The 16,545-nt window shown below is 61.7% G+C and carries 13 protein-coding genes; 8 read left to right on the plus strand and 5 right to left on the minus strand.

The genetic code is table 11. The annotated features are described in order from the left end of the window. From GPL81_RS10315 to GPL81_RS10340, 6 genes are all read left to right on the plus strand, one after another. On the plus strand, nt 1-1,581 hold the full coding sequence (locus GPL81_RS10315; RefSeq protein ID WP_160106649.1) for a VWA domain-containing protein: 1,581 nt from the start codon (nt 1-3) through the stop codon (nt 1,579-1,581). Continuing rightward, nucleotides 1,578-3,002: a BatD family protein gene (locus GPL81_RS10320; protein ID WP_160106650.1), complete on the plus strand. Its 1,425-nt coding sequence runs from the start codon at nt 1,578-1,580 to the stop codon at nt 3,000-3,002. Before GPL81_RS10315 ends, GPL81_RS10320 begins: the two co-directional genes overlap by 4 nt. Continuing rightward, nucleotides 2,999-4,027, plus strand: coding sequence for an HAD family hydrolase (locus GPL81_RS10325; RefSeq protein ID WP_160106651.1), 1,029 nt, complete (start codon nt 2,999-3,001; stop codon nt 4,025-4,027). Before GPL81_RS10320 ends, GPL81_RS10325 begins: the two co-directional genes overlap by 4 nt. A gap of 69 nt (nt 4,028-4,096) precedes the next feature. Further along, on the plus strand, nt 4,097-5,683 hold the full coding sequence (locus GPL81_RS10330) for an arylsulfatase (RefSeq protein ID WP_160106652.1): 1,587 nt from the start codon (nt 4,097-4,099) through the stop codon (nt 5,681-5,683). Nucleotides 5,684-5,880: 197 nt separating this feature from the next. After that, nucleotides 5,881-8,394, plus strand: coding sequence for a fused MFS/spermidine synthase (locus tag GPL81_RS10335; RefSeq protein WP_160106653.1), 2,514 nt, complete (start codon nt 5,881-5,883; stop codon nt 8,392-8,394). 222 nt (nt 8,395-8,616) lie between these two features. After that, nucleotides 8,617-11,001 (plus strand): tetratricopeptide repeat protein, encoded by a 2,385-nt coding sequence (locus GPL81_RS10340; protein WP_160106654.1) that lies wholly within the window; start codon nt 8,617-8,619, stop codon nt 10,999-11,001. Nucleotides 11,002-11,137: 136 nt separating this feature from the next. On the opposite strand, the gene GPL81_RS10345 is transcribed toward GPL81_RS10340, so the two are convergent. From GPL81_RS10345 to GPL81_RS10355, 3 genes are all read right to left on the minus strand, one after another. Beyond that, nucleotides 11,138-11,617 (minus strand): DUF934 domain-containing protein, encoded by a 480-nt coding sequence (locus tag GPL81_RS10345; protein WP_160106655.1) that lies wholly within the window; start codon nt 11,615-11,617, stop codon nt 11,138-11,140. Continuing rightward, nucleotides 11,614-13,287: a nitrite/sulfite reductase gene (locus GPL81_RS10350; protein WP_160106656.1), complete on the minus strand. Its 1,674-nt coding sequence runs from the start codon at nt 13,285-13,287 to the stop codon at nt 11,614-11,616. Before GPL81_RS10350 ends, GPL81_RS10345 begins: the two co-directional genes overlap by 4 nt. Before the next feature lie 204 nt (nt 13,288-13,491). Then, the gene (locus GPL81_RS10355; RefSeq protein WP_160106657.1) at nt 13,492-13,653 is read right to left on the minus strand and encodes a hypothetical protein; all 162 of its coding nucleotides are present in this window, start codon (nt 13,651-13,653) and stop codon (nt 13,492-13,494) included. On the opposite strand from GPL81_RS10355, the gene ccoN reads away from it, so the two are divergent. After that, the gene (gene ccoN, locus GPL81_RS10360) at nt 13,652-15,079 is read left to right on the plus strand and encodes a cytochrome-c oxidase, cbb3-type subunit I (protein WP_160106658.1); all 1,428 of its coding nucleotides are present in this window, start codon (nt 13,652-13,654) and stop codon (nt 15,077-15,079) included. The two genes, GPL81_RS10355 and ccoN, sit on opposite strands and share 2 nt — an antisense overlap. Then, nucleotides 15,079-15,300, plus strand: a complete 222-nt coding sequence (locus GPL81_RS10365; RefSeq protein ID WP_160106659.1) for a cbb3-type cytochrome c oxidase subunit 3 — start codon at nt 15,079-15,081, stop codon at nt 15,298-15,300. Before ccoN ends, GPL81_RS10365 begins: the two co-directional genes overlap by 1 nt. 134 nt (nt 15,301-15,434) lie before the next feature. Here the strand turns inward: GPL81_RS10365 and GPL81_RS10370 are convergent, their stop codons facing one another. Both GPL81_RS10370 and GPL81_RS10375 read right to left on the minus strand, forming a co-directional pair. Next, nucleotides 15,435-15,929, minus strand: a complete 495-nt coding sequence (locus GPL81_RS10370) for a hypothetical protein (RefSeq protein ID WP_160106660.1) — start codon at nt 15,927-15,929, stop codon at nt 15,435-15,437. 70 nt (nt 15,930-15,999) lie between these two features. After that, on the minus strand, nt 16,000-16,533 hold the full coding sequence (locus GPL81_RS10375) for a GNAT family N-acetyltransferase (RefSeq protein WP_160106661.1): 534 nt from the start codon (nt 16,531-16,533) through the stop codon (nt 16,000-16,002). Nucleotides 16,534-16,545 lie beyond the last annotated feature (12 nt).

Consider the following 16,545-nt stretch of genomic DNA (forward strand, 5'->3'; position numbering starts at 1 on the left):
ATGGACATCAATCCCGGCGACTTCCACTTCCTGCGCCCGCTGTGGCTGTTGCTGCTGCCCTTCGCGGTGTTACTGCCACTGCTCTGGCGCCGCAGCCGCGACCTGCAACGCCGCCTGCGCAGCAATATAGCCGGGCACTTGCTGCCGCACTTGCTGATGACCCCACGGGACCGGCACTGGCTGCGCCCGGTGCACCTGGTCTGCACATTGCTGGTACTGGGCGCGCTGGCCGCCGCGGGACTGACCTGGGAGCAGGATCGACCGGACTTTCTGGAAAACCGTGCGCCGCTAATCATCGCCATTGACCTGTCGCCGTCCATGGACGCCACCGATGTGCAACCGACGCGCCTGGAAGCAGCCAAGCACAAGCTGCATGACCTGATCCAGCGTCGCGCCGGCGCGCGCACCGCCCTGATCGCCTACGCCGGCAGCGCACACCTGGTACTTCCGGCCACCGACGATCCGGCATTGCTCGACACCTTTATCCAGGCCCTGAGCACCGACCTGATCGGCAAACCGGGGAAAAATGTCGGCGCGGTCATCGATCAGGCCAAACGCCTGCTGGCCGCCGAAAAATCCCCAGGTACTCTTCTGCTGATGACCGACGGTGCCGACACTTCGGCACTGGACGGCCTCGATAAACAACTGGACGACAGCGCCCTTCAAGTGCTGATCCTCGCCGTCGGCAACGAGGACGGTGCGATCATCCACGACACCAATGGTCAGCCGCGCACCGATAGCAACGGTCGCCCGGCGCTGGGCAGATTCGATCAGACCGCGCTCAAGAATCTGGCCTCCGCGCTGGACGCACCGCTGGGCAGCCTGACGCTCGACAACGACGATCTGGAGTGGGTCGAGTTGCACGCCCAGGCGCATTTTCAGAGCGCCAGCGACGAACAGCGCGAACTCCACTGGAAGGACGCCGGCTACTGGTTGTGCTGGCCATTGTTGCTGATCGCCTTTTTCAGTGTCCGCAAGGGTTGGAGCCTGAACTGGATGGCCGGATGGTTCCTGGCATTGGGCCTTGGCCTGCAACCGGCACCCGCACACGCCAACCCGTTGACCGATGCCTTTTTCACCCCCGACCAGCAAGGGCGCTGGGCCTTCGAACATGAGCACTTCCCTCAGGCCGCCGCGCATTTCGTCGACCCTTACTGGAAAGGCATTGCCGCCTACAACGCCGCCGATTTCGATCTGGCACTGGCCAGCTTCGCGCGCCTGCAAACGCCCCAGGCGTATTTCTATCTGGGCAACATCTACGTGCGGCGCTTCAAGTTCGACGAAGCCATCGCCGCCTACACCCAGGCGTTGAAGTTGCAGCCGCAATTCCCCGAAGCCACCGCCAACCTGGCCCTGGCCATCGCTTTGCAAAAAGACACCGAAAGCGCCGAACAGAACGCTCCCAAGGTCAAACCAGACGAAATCAAAATGGACAAGGCACCGGGCAAGGGCCAGAGCAAACCGGTGCAGACCCAACAGGCGGCCTCGGATGAACAGTGGTTGCAGAACCTCAGCACCTCGCCGGCGAAGTTCCTGAAGCAGAAATTCAGCTTGCAGGATCAGGTGGGGGCCAACCCATGATCTTCCTGAAAGACCGCGTCGTGGCCATCGCTGGCAAGCCAGCTCCCACAGGTTCTGCGTTGCTCACAAAATACTGTGGGAGCTGGCTTGCCAGCGATGGCGTGAGCCCAATCACCGCCAGACTCGGCACCTTGCTCCTTTGCCTGATCTCCACCTGCACCCTCGCCGCCGAACCCGAACTGCGCGTCCAGGCAACCCTGCACCTCACCACCCCACCCATGGTCGGCAGCCTGGTCGAACTGCAACTCGATGTCCTCACCGACAGCTGGTTCACCGATGCCCCCACCCTGCCCGACCTGAAACTGCCGGGCGCGCTGGTCATGCCACCGGACGGCCATGCCGAACACCTGAACCAGACGCTCGACAACAAATCCTTCAACGGCATGCGCTACACCTACCGGATCACACCCAATGTGGCCCAGGGTTTCGACATCCCCGCCCTGACCGTGCGCGCCGCGCCCGGCCAGGCGAGTACCGAGCTCAGCGCGCAGAGCCCGCCGCTGCACTTTGTCGCGACACAACCGCCGGGGTTCAACCCCGGTGAGCCGGTACTGGTCGCACAGGGGCTGCGTTTCACCCAGGGCATCATCCAACCGGCCACGCCATTGCACGTCGGTGACAGCCTGACCCGGCAATTGACCCTGCAAGCCGACGGCGCCCTGGCCATGTCGTTGCCGACACCGATGCTGGGCGACGTCGACGGCCTCAGTCGCTACCCGAAAAACCCGCAAGTCAGCACCCTGGACGATGGTCGCGGCCACTTCACCGGCGGCCAGCGCATCGACAGCGTGACCTACCGGATCGACCGCGAAGGCCATCACAGCCTGCCCCCCATCGCATTGAAATGGTGGGACGCCAGCCGCCAACAATCCCGGACCGCTGAAGTCCCCGCCGTGGACTTTGACGCGGTGGCCAATGACGCCTATCGGCCGGTGTTTTCGATCACCGAAGACCTGAAAAAACTCGGCCGGCAAAACCACCTGCACTTCTCGGCATTGGCCTTTGGCCTGCTCGCGCTGCTGGTGGGCGTGGCGCTACTGGTGTGGTTTACGCGCCCGTTCATTCATCGCGCCTACCTCGCCTGGCAGGCCCGGCGCCGCGCCCGTCACGCTGCCTGGCTTGAATCCGCCGACTACGCCTGGCGACAGATCCCGCCACAGCTCGACGGCAAGCCGCCGCAGTTGAGTGCCCTTTACCTGTGGACGCGCCGCCGTCGCAAAGGCCTGAAATTGACCGCTTTCGGCCCGCGCCTGCAGGCACTGTTACGCGCCTGTTACGGCCGCGAGCCGATCAAAGATCAAGCGTTGCTCCAATTGAGGCAATCCTTGACTACGCTACAGAGTCGGACCGAACACAACAAAGAATCAGTCGCTGCCGCACTGCGACCACTGAACCCCGTTTACGAGAAGGACTTTCCATGACGAGTTCGATATCGATCCGCCAGCATCACGGCTTCAAATTCCTGCTGAGCCTGGCCTTGAGCCTGCCATTGCTGGTCCAGGCAGCCGAGCCACTGCCCTCGTGGAACGACGGCCCGGCGAAAAAGAACATCATCGAATTCGTCCAGGCCGTGACCGATCAGAGCGGCAAGGATTTCGTCAAACCCGAGGACCGTATCGCCGTGTTCGACAACGACGGCACACTGTGGAGCGAGCAGCCGATGTACTTCGAATTGCTGTTTGCCCTGGATGAGGTCAAGCGTAACGAAGCGCAGCACCCGGAATGGAAAGCCACGCAGCCGTTCAAGGCCGTGCTGGAGAACGATCATGAGGCGCTGGCCGCCACCGGTATGGACGGCATCATGAAGATCTTCGGTGCCACCCACACCGGCATGACCACCGAAGCCTTCGACGACTACGCCAAGACCTGGCTGAGCCAGGCCCGTCATCCAAAAACCGGCAGGCCCTACACCGAAATGATCTTCCAGCCGATGCTGGAGATGCTCGACTACCTGCGCAGGCAGGACTTCAAGACCTACATCGTCTCCGGTGGCGACACCGGGTTCATGCGTGCCTTTGCCGAAAAGGTCTACGGCATCCCACCGGAACAGGTCATCGGCACGACATTCGTCACGGCCTTTTCGTACCAGGACGGCAAGGCGTCGATCCTGCGCACACCGAAGCTGGCCCACAACGACGATGGGCCAGGCAAACCGGAAAGCATCGACGCCGTGATCGGCCGTCGGCCGATCCTGGCTTTCGGCAACTCCGACGGCGACCTGCAAATGCTGCAGTGGACTGCAGCCGGGCCGGGCAAACGCTTCATGGGCCTGGTGCATCACACCGACGCCAAACGCGAATGGGCGTACGACCGCCAATCGAAGATCGGTCGCCTGGACAAGGCCCTGGACGAAGCAAACTCACGTGGCTGGACCGTCGTGGACATGGCCGCCGAATGGCGCCGGATCTACCCCTTCGATGCCGCCGCTACCGGGCAAGTGCAATAAAAAACATAACGCAGGATCGCATTGAACGGTTGTCGCACCGAGCGACGCAAAGCAAAAGGAGCAAGTCAGATGACGCGCATACGCAAATGGTTACCGAAGCTGGCCCTGGCGGCGACTTCGGTGATGGCGATCTCGGCCACTGCCGGGGCCGCCGATAAACCCAACATCCTCGTTATCTTCGGCGACGACATCGGCCAGACCAACATCAGTGCCTATTCCATGGGCGTGGTCGGCTACAAGACGCCGAACATCGACCGCATCGCCAAGGAAGGCATGATGTTCACCGATTACTACGCGGAGAACAGCTGCACCGCCGGACGCTCTTCGTTCATCACCGGTCAGACGCCGTTACGCACGGGTCTGTCGAAAGTCGGTGCACCGGGCGCTACCGTGGGCCTGCAAAAACGCGATATCACCATTGCCCAGGCGCTCAAATCACAAGGGTATGCCACCGGTCAGTTCGGCAAGAACCACCTCGGCGACCGCGACGAATACCTGCCGACCAACCACGGTTTCGACGAATTCTTCGGCAACCTGTACCACCTCAACGCCGAAGAGGAACCCGAGCGCCCTTACTGGCCCAAGGATGACCCTGCGTTCCTCAAGTCGTATGCCCCGCGAGGCGTAATCCACAGCTTCGCCGACGGCAAGATCGAAGACACCGGTGCGTTGACCACCAAGCGCATGGAAACCATCGACGACGAAACCACTGCCGCTGCGCAGGCGTTCATCGAGAAACAGGCCAAGGCGGATAAACCGTTCTTCGTCTGGATGAACACCACCCGCATGCACTTGTTCACCCACGTACGCGACTCGATGAAGGGCCAGAGCGGCATGCCCGGCAACGAGTATGCCGACGGCATGCTGGAACATGACGGTGACGTCGGCAAACTGCTGAAAACCCTCGATGACCTGAAAATCGCCGACAACACCATCGTCGTCTACACCACTGACAACGGCCCGAACCAGTTCTCCTGGCCGGATGCGGCGACCACACCGTTCCGTAACGAGAAAAACTCCAACTGGGAAGGCGCCTACCGGGTGCCGGCCATTGTTCGCTGGCCGGGCAAAATCAAGGCCGGCGAAGTCTCCAACGAGATGTTCTCGGGCCTGGACTGGTTCCCGACCCTGCTCGCGGCGGCGGGTGATGCCGATGTGAAAGACAAACTGCTCAAAGGCTGGGCACCGACTTCCGGCGGCAACAACTTCAAGGTGCACCTGGACGGCTACAACCAGTTGCCCTACCTGACCGGCCAGCAGCCTAAAGGCGAACGCAAGGAGTTCTACTACTTCAACGACGACGGCGTGTTGGTGTCGATGCGCTTCGATAACTGGAAAGCGGTGTTCTGCGAACAGCGTGCGCCGGGCGGCTTCAAAGTCTGGAGCGAACCCTTCGTGTGCCTGCGGGTACCGAAAATCTTCAACCTGCGGATGGACCCGTATGAACGCGCCGACGTGGTTTCCGACCAGTATTACGATTGGCAGACCAAAAACGTCTATCTGGCGGCCCAGGCTACCGGCAAGGCAGCGGTGTTCCTCCAGACCTTTATCCAATACCCGCCAAGCCAGAAACCGGCCAGCTTCAGTGTTGACCAGGTGCGTGCGGCGGTGGACGCAAAAATCGCTGAAGAAATGAAAAAACAACCTGCACAGTAAGACCGCTCGACCGCCGCTCGCCCTCATCGGCGAGCGGCCTTATTCCAGGATGCAAACACAACACCTTGTAGAGCTGGCTTGCCAGCGAAGGCGAACCCCAGTCAATAAATAGGTTGTCTGATGTACCGCTTTCGCTGGCAAGCCAGCTCCTACAAGGTTCTGTGTTGAATTTGAATTTTGCACAAGGCAATAAACCCATGTCCTCACGTGTCGCCAGCAAGTCGTCGGCCATACCCGCCCCTCACGTCACCTCCCCGGCGCTGTTGATCCCCGCCCTGCTGCTGTTCGTTTCCGGCGCCGCGGCGCTGGTGTATCAGGTGCTGTGGATCAAGCAGCTGTCACTGGTGGTGGGCGTCGAGGTGTACGCCATCACCACCGGGATCAGCGCATTTTTTGCCGGCCTGGCCTTGGGCGGCTTGCTCTTCGGGCGCTGGGCCGACCGTTTGCAGCAACCGGTCCTGTTGTATGCCGGGCTGGAAGTGCTGGTGGCGGCGCTCGGTGTCGGCGCGACCTTTGCCATGAGCCTGGCGGCTCAGCCGTTTGCCTGGCTTGAACAACAGATCGGGCTACTGGCCTGGATATTGCCGTTCGCCCTGGTCGGCCTGCCGGCACTCCTGATGGGCGGCACCCTGCCGGTGCTGGTGCGCTCGCTGGCCAGCGATCCACTCAAGCTGGGCAAGGCTGGCGGCCATCTCTATGCCGCAAACACCGCCGGCGCCATCGCTGGCACCCTGCTCGCCGCGTTCGTGCTGATTGCCACACTGGGCGTACGCGGCAGTGCCTTGGCCGCGGCAATGCTCAACCTTCTGGCCGCCGCCGGTGCCTTGTGGTTCCAGCGCCAGCGTCCGCTGCCCGGCAACGCACCGGTCAGGCACCACGCCGACAAGGCGCCGGATCGCCTGGCGCTGTGGCTGTATTCGATTGCCGGTGGCGTGGCCCTGGGTTACGAAGTGGTGTGGTCGCAGTCGATCGTGCAGTTCATGAGCACCCGCACCTATGCCTTCGCCGTGGTGTTGGCGACGTACCTCACCGGGTTGTTTCTTGGCAGCGCCCTGCTCGCCCGTCGGGTCGATCGCCTGCGCGATCCCTGGGGCGTGTTCGGGTTATTGATTGCCGGTGCCGGGCTGATTGCGCTGCTGGAAATCGCCATGCTCGGACGCTGGCTGGTTATCGCGCAAAGCGTGGTCGAAGCCTGGGTGCTGTCGCTGGGTGCCAATGAGCTGGCCGGCATGAGCGCACGCTTTGCGGTGGCGGCCGTGAGCATTGTGTTCGTGCCGACCGTGCTGCTGGGCGCAGCGTTCCCGGTGGCCCTGCGCTTGAGCGTCGGCCGCGAGCATGTAGGGCGTCATGTCGGTGAGGTGGTGGCGTTCAATACCCTGGGCGGGATCATCGGCGTGATGCTCTGCGGGTTTGTACTGATCCCGCTGCTGGGACTGGTGCGCACGCTGGGACTGCTGGCGATCATCGCTGCCGGGATTGGCTACTTCGCGGTGCGCAAGGGGCATGGGGTCAAGAAAGGCCGGCGTCAGGGCGTGATCGCCGTCGGCCTGCTGTCGGTAGCCTTGGCGCTGCTGACCCCGGTGAACAAACTGGCCAGCCTGCTGCCCGGCGCGCGCAACGCCACCCTGGCCTTTTACGAAGAAGGACGCGGTGGCACAGTCGCCGTGGTCAGCCAGGGCAAAGGGCAAAAGGCCTTCCAGCGTTTATACATTCAGGGCGTTTCGAACACCGGCGATGCCATGCCATCCCTGCGCTACATGCGCATTCAGGCGCTGTTGCCGCTGCTGATCCACAACGCCGAGCCGCGCTCGGCGCTGGTGATCGGGTTTGGCACCGGCATCACCGCCGGTGCCCTGACGCGCTATCCAGGGTTGGAACACCGCGTCGTCGCTGAACTGCTGCCGTCGGTGGTCAAGGCGGCACCGTTGTTCAAGGGCAACTTCAATGCCGCCGCCGACCCGAGTGTCGATCTGCGCCTGCGCGACGGTCGCCAGGAACTGCTGCGCAATCCGCAACGCTACGACCTGATCACCCTCGAACCACCACCGCCCTCGGCGGCCGGTGTGGTCAACCTGTATTCCCGGGACTTCTACCAACTGGCCGCCAGCCGCTTGCAGAAACAGGGCCTGGTCGCCCAGTGGCTGCCGTTGCCGACGCAGAACATCGACGACTCGCGCTCACTGGTGCGCAGTTTCCTCGATGTCTTTCCCTACGCCACCCTGTGGACCAGCGAATTCCACGAGATGCTGCTGGTGGGCTCGCTGGAACCGATCGAGCTGGATGCAACGAAAATCAGCCAACGTTTCCAGCAGGACAGCGTACGCGGCACCTTGCAGGACGTGGGCATCGGTTCGGCCGCTGCATTGCTCGCAACCTGGGTGACCGATCGCGCCGGCCTTGAACGCTTCGCCGCTGACGCGCCGCCGGTGACCGACGATCAACCGCGCATCGAATACGCACCGTGGGTGCGGGCCAAGGAGATCACCCGGGTGCTGCCGGCGCTGCTGGACCTGCACACAGCCCCGCCGCTGGTGAATGCCGACGCGAGTTTCAATGAGCGCATGAACGCGCACCGGCAACGCCTGATGCAGTTCTATCGGGCGAGCCTGCATGCCTACGATGGAGATCGCGATGCCTGGGGCCGGGATATTCGCGAGGTGATGGCTGGGGATGGGGGGAATCCGTATTACCGGTGGTTTGTCGGGGAGTGATTGGGCGCCTGTAAGGCCGTCTTCGCTGGCAAGCCAGCTCCCACAGGGTTTTGTGTCGTACGTTAATGTTGTAAACGACACAGGATCCTGTGGGAGCTGGCTTGCCAGCGAAGAGGCCATCAGCCTCACCGCATCATTTGACAGACGCCGGTCATCCGGCAAAGCTGCATCGAGCCTCAACGCGCGCCTGACGGCACACGCACCTGGACCACGGAAGTCGTAATGCCGAACCATAAAAATAAAGCAGTCGCTGCAAAACCTGATTCGCAACCGACCCTGATTAACCGTTATCTGTTTCCCGTCACCATCGGCGCCCTGCTCCTGGCTGTCGCGGGCATCGGCTGGTTTCTGTTCGCCAGCAAACCGACGCCCGTGACCTATACACCGGTCAGCACGCCTGTCGCTCAACCCGCCAAACCGCAACCGGTGGCCGCACTGCCGGCCGTAGCGCCGGCAACCATGGTCGACGAGCAGCAATGCCAGGGCTGCCACAGCGCCCAGGTCAAGGACTGGCAAGGCTCCCATCACCAATTGGCGATGCAGGAGGCGAACGCCGAAACGATGCTCGGCGATTTCAACAACGTCAGCTTCAAGGCGGAAAACGAAACCACCCGGTTCTCGCGCAAGGACGACGGATTCTGGATCAATACCCCCGGTATCGACGGCAAGAACGCCGACTTCAAGGTCGCCTACACCTTCGGCATCGCGCCCTTGCAGCAATACCTGATAGCCGTCGGCGACGGTCGCTTGCAAGCCTTGGGCGTGGCCTGGGATACCGAGAAACACCGCTGGTTTCATCTCTATCCGGGCCAGGGCGTGACCTTCAAGGACCCGTTGCACTGGAGCAAACCGAGCCAGAACGCCAACTTCATGTGCGTCGAGTGCCACACCACCGGCTTCAAGCGCAATTTCGACGCGGCAAAAAACAGCTTCGACAGCCAGTGGAACAGCCTCGGCGTCGGCTGTCAGGCTTGCCATGGCCCGGCCTCCAATCACCTGGAATGGACGGCGAAAAAAACCGATCTCGTCCACGCCGGGTTTGCCGTCGATCTCAAGGACAAGAACGCCACGGTCGAAATCGAAACCTGCGCCCGCTGCCACGCCCGCCGCGCGCCGCTGGGTGATGGTTACACGGTCGGCAAGCGCCTGATGGACGATTACCTGCCGAGCACCCTCACCCGCGAGTTGTACGCCCTGGACGGCAAGATCAAGGATGAGGTGTTCGAACACGGCTCCTTCGCCCAGAGCAAGATGTTCGACAAGGGCGTGCGTTGCAGCAATTGCCACAACCCCCACAGCACCCAACTCAAGGCGCCGGGCAACGGCGTCTGCCTGCAATGCCACAACACCGCGGGCAAGACGTCGGTGGAAGGCGTCGATGGCAAGGGACTGCAAGCGAAAAACTACGATTCCATCGAACACACCCGTCACGCCATGGGCCAGCCGGGTTCGCAGTGCGTGGAGTGCCACATGCCCGGCAAGTTCTACATGGGTAACGACTTCAGGCATGACCACAGTTTCAGCATCCCCAATCCGGAGCGCGCGCAAAGACTCGGTACGCCGGACGCCTGCCTGACCTGCCACCAGGGCAAGGCCGGCGACGCTGCCGGTAAAAAAGTCACCGAGCAGTTCAAGCTGTGGAACACCGTCAATGCCGGTACGCAGCAAGCACCCCGTTACGACGAAAGCCTGTGGCTGATTCGCAACGGTCAGCCCGGCGCGGCGCAAGCCTTGTTCGAACAGTTGCAACGCAGCAACCTGCCGGCGATTCAACGGGCGACCCTGCTCACCGAGTTGCCGGCGTACCCCAGTGAACAGGCGCTGAAGCTCGCCACCAAGGATTTGAGCCACCCGGCACCGCAGGTGCGTGAAAGCGCGGTGCATGCAGTCAGCGCGTTCCTGCCGCCACCGGAACGTGCGCCACTGCTCACACCGTTGCTGAGCGATCCGGTGAAAGCGGTACGCATTGCGGTGGCGCGAGACCTGCTCGGCGTGGCGCGCGACGGTCTGGGCAATGCTCAGGACAGCTGGAACAAGGCCATCGCCGAATACGAGGCGGTCCAGAACAGCCTGGCCGAACGCGCCGAAGCCAACCTCAATCTGGCGATGCTGTATCAGGCCGACGGTCGCAGCGGCGAGGTCGAAAGCCTGCTGCGTACCTCGCTCCAGCGTGATCCGGATTTCCACCCGGCACGGGTAACGCTGGTGCAATGGCTGGAAGCCAATGGACGCAGCGAGGAAGCCCAGGCGATCCTCGCCCAAAGCCTGAAGGAATACCCGGACGCCGCCCTGTTGCAACACACCCAGGGCTTGTCGCTGGTGCGGGCGGGCAAATCGGAGCAGGCCATGCCGTTCCTGCGCAAAGCCGCACAACTGGAACCGCAGACCGCGCAATACGGCTACGTGCTGGCGGTGGCGCTGCATGACAGCGGCAAGGTGGAGTCGGCGTGCGCGGAGCTGGAACGGTTGTTGAAGGTGCAGCCGACCAACCGCAATGCGCGCCTGGCGCTGATCCAGTATTACCTGGATAACGGGCAGGAACCCAAGGCCCAAGTGCTGTTGCAGGGCTGGAAGAAGATGAACATGGGTGATCCGGCGTTGAAATGATTTGTAGGAGCGATTTTTGTGGCGAGGGGATTTATCCCCGTTGGACTGCGCAGCAGTCCTTTTTTTAGGGCCGCTTCGCGACCCAACGGGGCGGTGCGACGTTTCGCTAAATCCCCTCGCCACAGGATTCGCTACATCACCGTCGCCGAAACAACGGCCGCGGCTCGATCACCGATCGCCCGTACAACACGCTCATCCCCGCCAACCCCTTCAACGCGTCCTCGGCGGATTTGTCTTCACGCACGGCGAAGCTGTCGAAACCGCACTGCCGCATGTGGCTGAGCTGATCGCGCAGCACATCGCCAATTGCACGCAACTCACCACTCCAGCCCAGTCGGGTGCGCAGCAGATACGCCTGACTGTACGCACGCCCGTCGCGGAAACTCGGAAAATCCAGGGCAATCAACGGCAACTGGGCAAACCACGGCTTCAGGGTTTCCACTTCATCGTCCGGCCCCAGCCACACGCCATTTTGTCCCGGGTTATCCAGCCAGCGTGCCAGCGGCAGAATGACCTCACCCGCAGGCAGCTCGGTTTCAGCGTCCCTGACCAGGGTCCATGGATCATCCGCGACAATCCGTGCCACGCCCTCCTCCAGTCGCAACAAGTTATTCATGCCGACATCTCCGGCACTTTTGGATAAACCGACTCCTTGAACGGCTCCAGGCCAATTCTCGCAAGGGTGTCGACGAACAGTTCCTCGCTCTCGCGATACCGCACGAACGTCTCGATGATGCGCTCGATGACACCGGGCACCTCGACGGCGCTGAAGGACGGGCCGATGACCTTGCCCAGCGCGCTGTTCTTGCCCTGGGCGCCACCGAGGGTGATCTGGTACCACTCGCTGCCGTTCTTATCGACACCCAGGATGCCGATGTTGCCGATGTGGTGGTGACCGCAGGCGTTCATGCAACCGGAGATGTTAAGGCTGATGTCACCCAGGTCGTACAGGTAGTCGAGGTCCTCGAAACGCGCCTGAATAGCCTGGGCAATCGGGATCGACTTGGCGTTGGCCAGCGCACAGAAGTCGCCACCGGGGCAGGCGATGATGTCGGTCAGCAAACCGACATTGGCGCTGCCCAGGTTGTGTTCGCAGGCCAGGCGCCACAGCGCGAACAGGTCGGCCTTGGGGACGTCGGGCAGGACGATGTTTTGTTCATGGGCGATGCGGATTTCGCCGAAGCCAAAACGTTCGGACCATTGGGCCACCGCCTCCATCTGCGTGTCCGTGACATCGCCCGGCGGCGCGGCGAGGCCGGGTTTGGTCGATAGCACCACACTGGCGTAACCCGGTACTTTGTGCGGCTGCACGTTACGCATCACCCAGCGCGCGAACACCGGATCGTCGGCCAGATGCGTGCCGAAATCAAGGCTGGTACCTGCCAGTTCACGATAACCCGGTGTAACGAAGGCACCGGCCACGCGCTCGAACTCATCGAAGGTCAGTTGCGCCGGGCCGTCCTTGAGGTACTGCCACTCTTCCTCCACTTCCCGGGCAAACGCGTCGATGCCCAGGGCCTTGACCAGAATCTTGATCCGCGCCTTGTACTTGTTGTCCCGCCGGCCATGACGGTTGTACACGCGCAACACCGCCTCGACGTAGGAGAGCAGGTGCTGCCACGGCAAGCCTTCGCGGATCTGCAAACCGAGGATCGGCGTGCGTCCCAACCCACCGCCGACCATCACCCGCAACAACATTTGCCCGTCGCTGCCGGGGTAAAGATAGAGGCCGATGTCATGCATCATGATCGCCGCGCGGTCCTGCTCGGCCGAGCAGATGGCGATCTTGAACTTGCGCGGCAGGAACAGGAACTCCGGGTTGATGGTCGACCACTGCCGCAGAATCTCCGCCAGCGGACGCGGGTCGATCATTTCATCGGCGGCGACCCCGGCGAAGGCTTCGGTGGTGATATTGCGCACGCAGTTGCCGGAGGTCTGGATCGCATGCATTTCCACCTCGGCCAGGCGTTCGAGGATGTCTGGCACCTCGGCCAGTTCGATCCAGTTGAACTGCATGTTCTGCCGGGTGGTGAAGTGGCCGTAACCGCGATCGTAGTCTCGGGCGATGCTCGCCAGTGTGCGCATCTGCCGGGCACTGAGTGTGCCGTAGGGAATCGCCACCCGCAGCATATAGGCGTGTTTTTGCATGTACAGGCCGTTCTGCAGGCGCAACGGCAGGAACTCTTCCTCACTCAGCTCACCGGCCATGAAGCGCTCTACCTGATCGCGAAACTGCGCAACCCGCTCAAACACCAGCGCCCGGTCATAGTCGTCGTACTGATACATCTGGCTACCTCATCAGGATTAGGCACAGAACCCTGTAGGAGCGAGCTCTGCTCGCGATGGAGTCCCAGGCGACGCGTTCATCCAGGAAAGTCGCGTTTTCGTTGACGTCCATCGCGAGCAGGCTCGCTCCTACAGGGATTGCGCCAGGAGTCGGGCTCTGCGGCTCGTTTCGAGATAACGACTATGAGCGTTCGGCGCAGTACGTTACAGATTCACTTGATAGCTAAAAAACCATATCAGAACGCGGCGGATCGCCGCAGGCATGCCCCCTATCTGATCCGCACAAATGAACTTTTCCTGAGCCTGTTTTGTTTTCAGCGGTGTTTTTACAGTGCGCGGCATTGCAACCGTGGAAGCATTGAGCATGAGCACAACAACGATCGGACAGGCCTATAACTACAAGGTGGTGCGGCAATTCGTGGTGGCGACGGTTTTCTGGGGCGTCGTGGGGATGGCGATGGGCGTGTGGATCGCCTCGCAGCTGGTGTGGCCGCAGATGAACCTCGACCTGCCGTGGACCAGTTTCGGCCGCTTGCGTCCGCTGCACACCAGCCTGGTGATTTTCGGCTTCGCCGGAAGCGCGCAATTTGCCGCCAGCTATTACGCGGTGCAGCGTACCTGCCAGGTGCGGCTGTTCTCGGACAAACTCGCCGCGTTCACCTTCTGGGGCTGGCAGTCGGTGATCGTGGTGATGCTGATCAGCCTGCCACTGGGCTACACCACCACCAAGGAATACGCCGAGATCGAATTCTCCGGCGCCGTGTGGATGACCGTGGTCTGGGTGGCCTACGCCATCGTATTTTTCACCACCGTGGTGCAGCGCAAGACCAAACACATTTACGTCGGCAACTGGTTCTTCGGTGCGTTCATCGTCGTCATCGCCATGCTGCACGTGGTCAACCATCTGTCGATCCCGGTGGGCTGGTTCAAGTCCTATCCGGTGTACTCAGGGGCCACGGACGCCATGGTGCAGTGGTGGTACGGGCACAACGCCGTGGGCTTTTTCCTGACCACCGGTTTCCTCGGCATGATGTACTACTTCGTGCCCAAGCAAGTCGGGCGCCCGGTGTACTCCTACCGTTTATCCATCGTGCACTTCTGGGCGCTGATCACCCTGTACATCTGGGCCGGTCCCCACCACCTGCACTACACCGCCCTGCCGGACTGGGCGCAGTCGCTGGGCATGGCCATGTCGCTGATCCTGCTGGCGCCGAGCTGGGGCGGGATGATCAACGGCATGATGACGCTCTCGGGCGCCTGGCATAAGTTGCGCACCGACCCGATCCTGCGCTTCCTCGTACTGTCATTGGCGTTCTACGGCATGTCGACCTTCGAAGGGCCGATGATGGCGATCAAGACGGTCAACGCCCTCTCCCACTACACCGACTGGACCATCGGCCACGTGCATGCCGGGGCTCTGGGCTGGGTAGCGATGATCACCTTTGGCGCGACCTATCACATGGTGCCGAAAGTCTTCGGCCGTGCGCAGATGCACAGCACGCCGCTGATCAACCTGCACTTCTGGCTGGCGACCATCGGCACGGTGCTGTACATCGCCTCGATGTGGGTCAACGGCATCACCCAGGGCCTGATGTGGCGGGCGATCAACGACGACGGCACGCTGACCTATTCTTTCGTCGAAGCCTTGCAGGCCAGCCATCCGGGGTTCGTGGTGCGCTTTGCCGGCGGCGTTTTGTTCCTCACCGGCATGCTGGTGATGGCTTACAACGTCTGGCGGACGGTGCGGGTATCGGACGTGAGAATGGCAGAGCTTGAGGCGCAGATAGCCTGATGATCGAGATCGCGCTGAATGTGTTGGGTGTCGTGGGTCTTTGGCTGGCGGTGGAGTATTGCCTGAGGCATCAGACTGCGCAGAGTCTTGATGAGGCGAGTTTGATTCCGTTTGCCGATGATCCGGAGGTGGCGCGGCGGGTGGAACTGGCGACGGGGAAAACCGTGAAGGCAGTTGCACCGGAAGAAGCGAATCCGGATTGGGGCAACCTGGAAGTTTGACGCCTGATTTTGACACGCAATGAACTCTGTAGGAGCAATGCTTGCTCGCGATAGCGGTCTGACAGCGAATATAAATATCGACTGTTGTGACGTCATCGCGAGCAAGCTTTGCTCCTACAGGTGAATCTGTCAGCTCAGCTGCGTTCGCGGGGGATCAGGCTTTGCAGTTGCTGAGCGAGGAAGTTCGCATCGAACGCAAAGACATCCGGGTCTTTCAAACCATTGGTCTTGCGCCACTGCCAATCAGTGGACGGTGGCAGGCATACCAGCGAAACGCTGCCATAACGCGCAGCCGTAAAACCCATCACCGCCAGGGAAATCTGGCCACCCACACCCATCACATCCGGCACGAACTCCACCGGTTTGCCGGCAATCAGGATGGACAACTTCTCGGTCTTGAACGTCGATGTCTCGACCGGAACGCTCGGCCCGAACGCGACGTACGGCTCGCGGCTCACCTCCAGCAGATTCGGTGCCTTGACCGGTTCCAGCCATTGCTGGATCTGATCGAACAGTTCACCGATACGCGTCGCCCACACGGCTGACTGCGACTCGAACACTTGCTTCTTGTGCGCTTCGCTTTCTGCGTAGTGGCGAAGCATCTCGCCCAGTTGCTGTACGTCGTCCATTGCGGTGTTCCCTTGGTTGAAACGGTGCTGCGGACATTCAGCATGGCAGAAGCGCGCCAGTCGCGTACGATTAAACGCCGGGAGGTATTTGGCCGGGCATGCGACGCAGGCGCGCCATGCTCAGGACGTCGACCCATTGGCCGTCACGCACCGCATAATCGCGTAACAGTCCTTCGGTTTCGAAACCGAATTTGCGGTACAGGCCGATGGCGGATTCGTTGTCGGCATAAACAGTCAATTCGATGCGATGCAGGTTCATCCAGTTGTCGGCGATGTCGAGCACAGTCGCCAGCAGTTTCGAACCCACGCCCTTGCCCTGCCACGCCAGTGCAACGCCAATGCCGAAACTGGCGGCATGGCTGCGCCGGATCCGCGAGAACTGCTCCAGGCTGATGTGACCGATGACAGTCCCCTGATGCAGCGCCACCAGTTGCACCATCCGTTCGTTGTCCGGCTCCAGGCGCTTGCGCCAGCGTTCGGTGGCAGGAAACGGCAATTGCGTGGTTTGGCGGGATACGGCCGGTTCGTGATACAGCGCGGTGAGGCTTTCGATGTGGGATTCGTTGAGGCGTTCGAGGGTGATAACCGAATCGGTGGCGGGCATGGGTGATTCATC

The organism is Pseudomonas izuensis, assembly GCF_009861505.1.
In the GTDB taxonomy this organism is placed as follows: domain Bacteria; phylum Pseudomonadota; class Gammaproteobacteria; order Pseudomonadales; family Pseudomonadaceae; genus Aquipseudomonas; species Aquipseudomonas izuensis.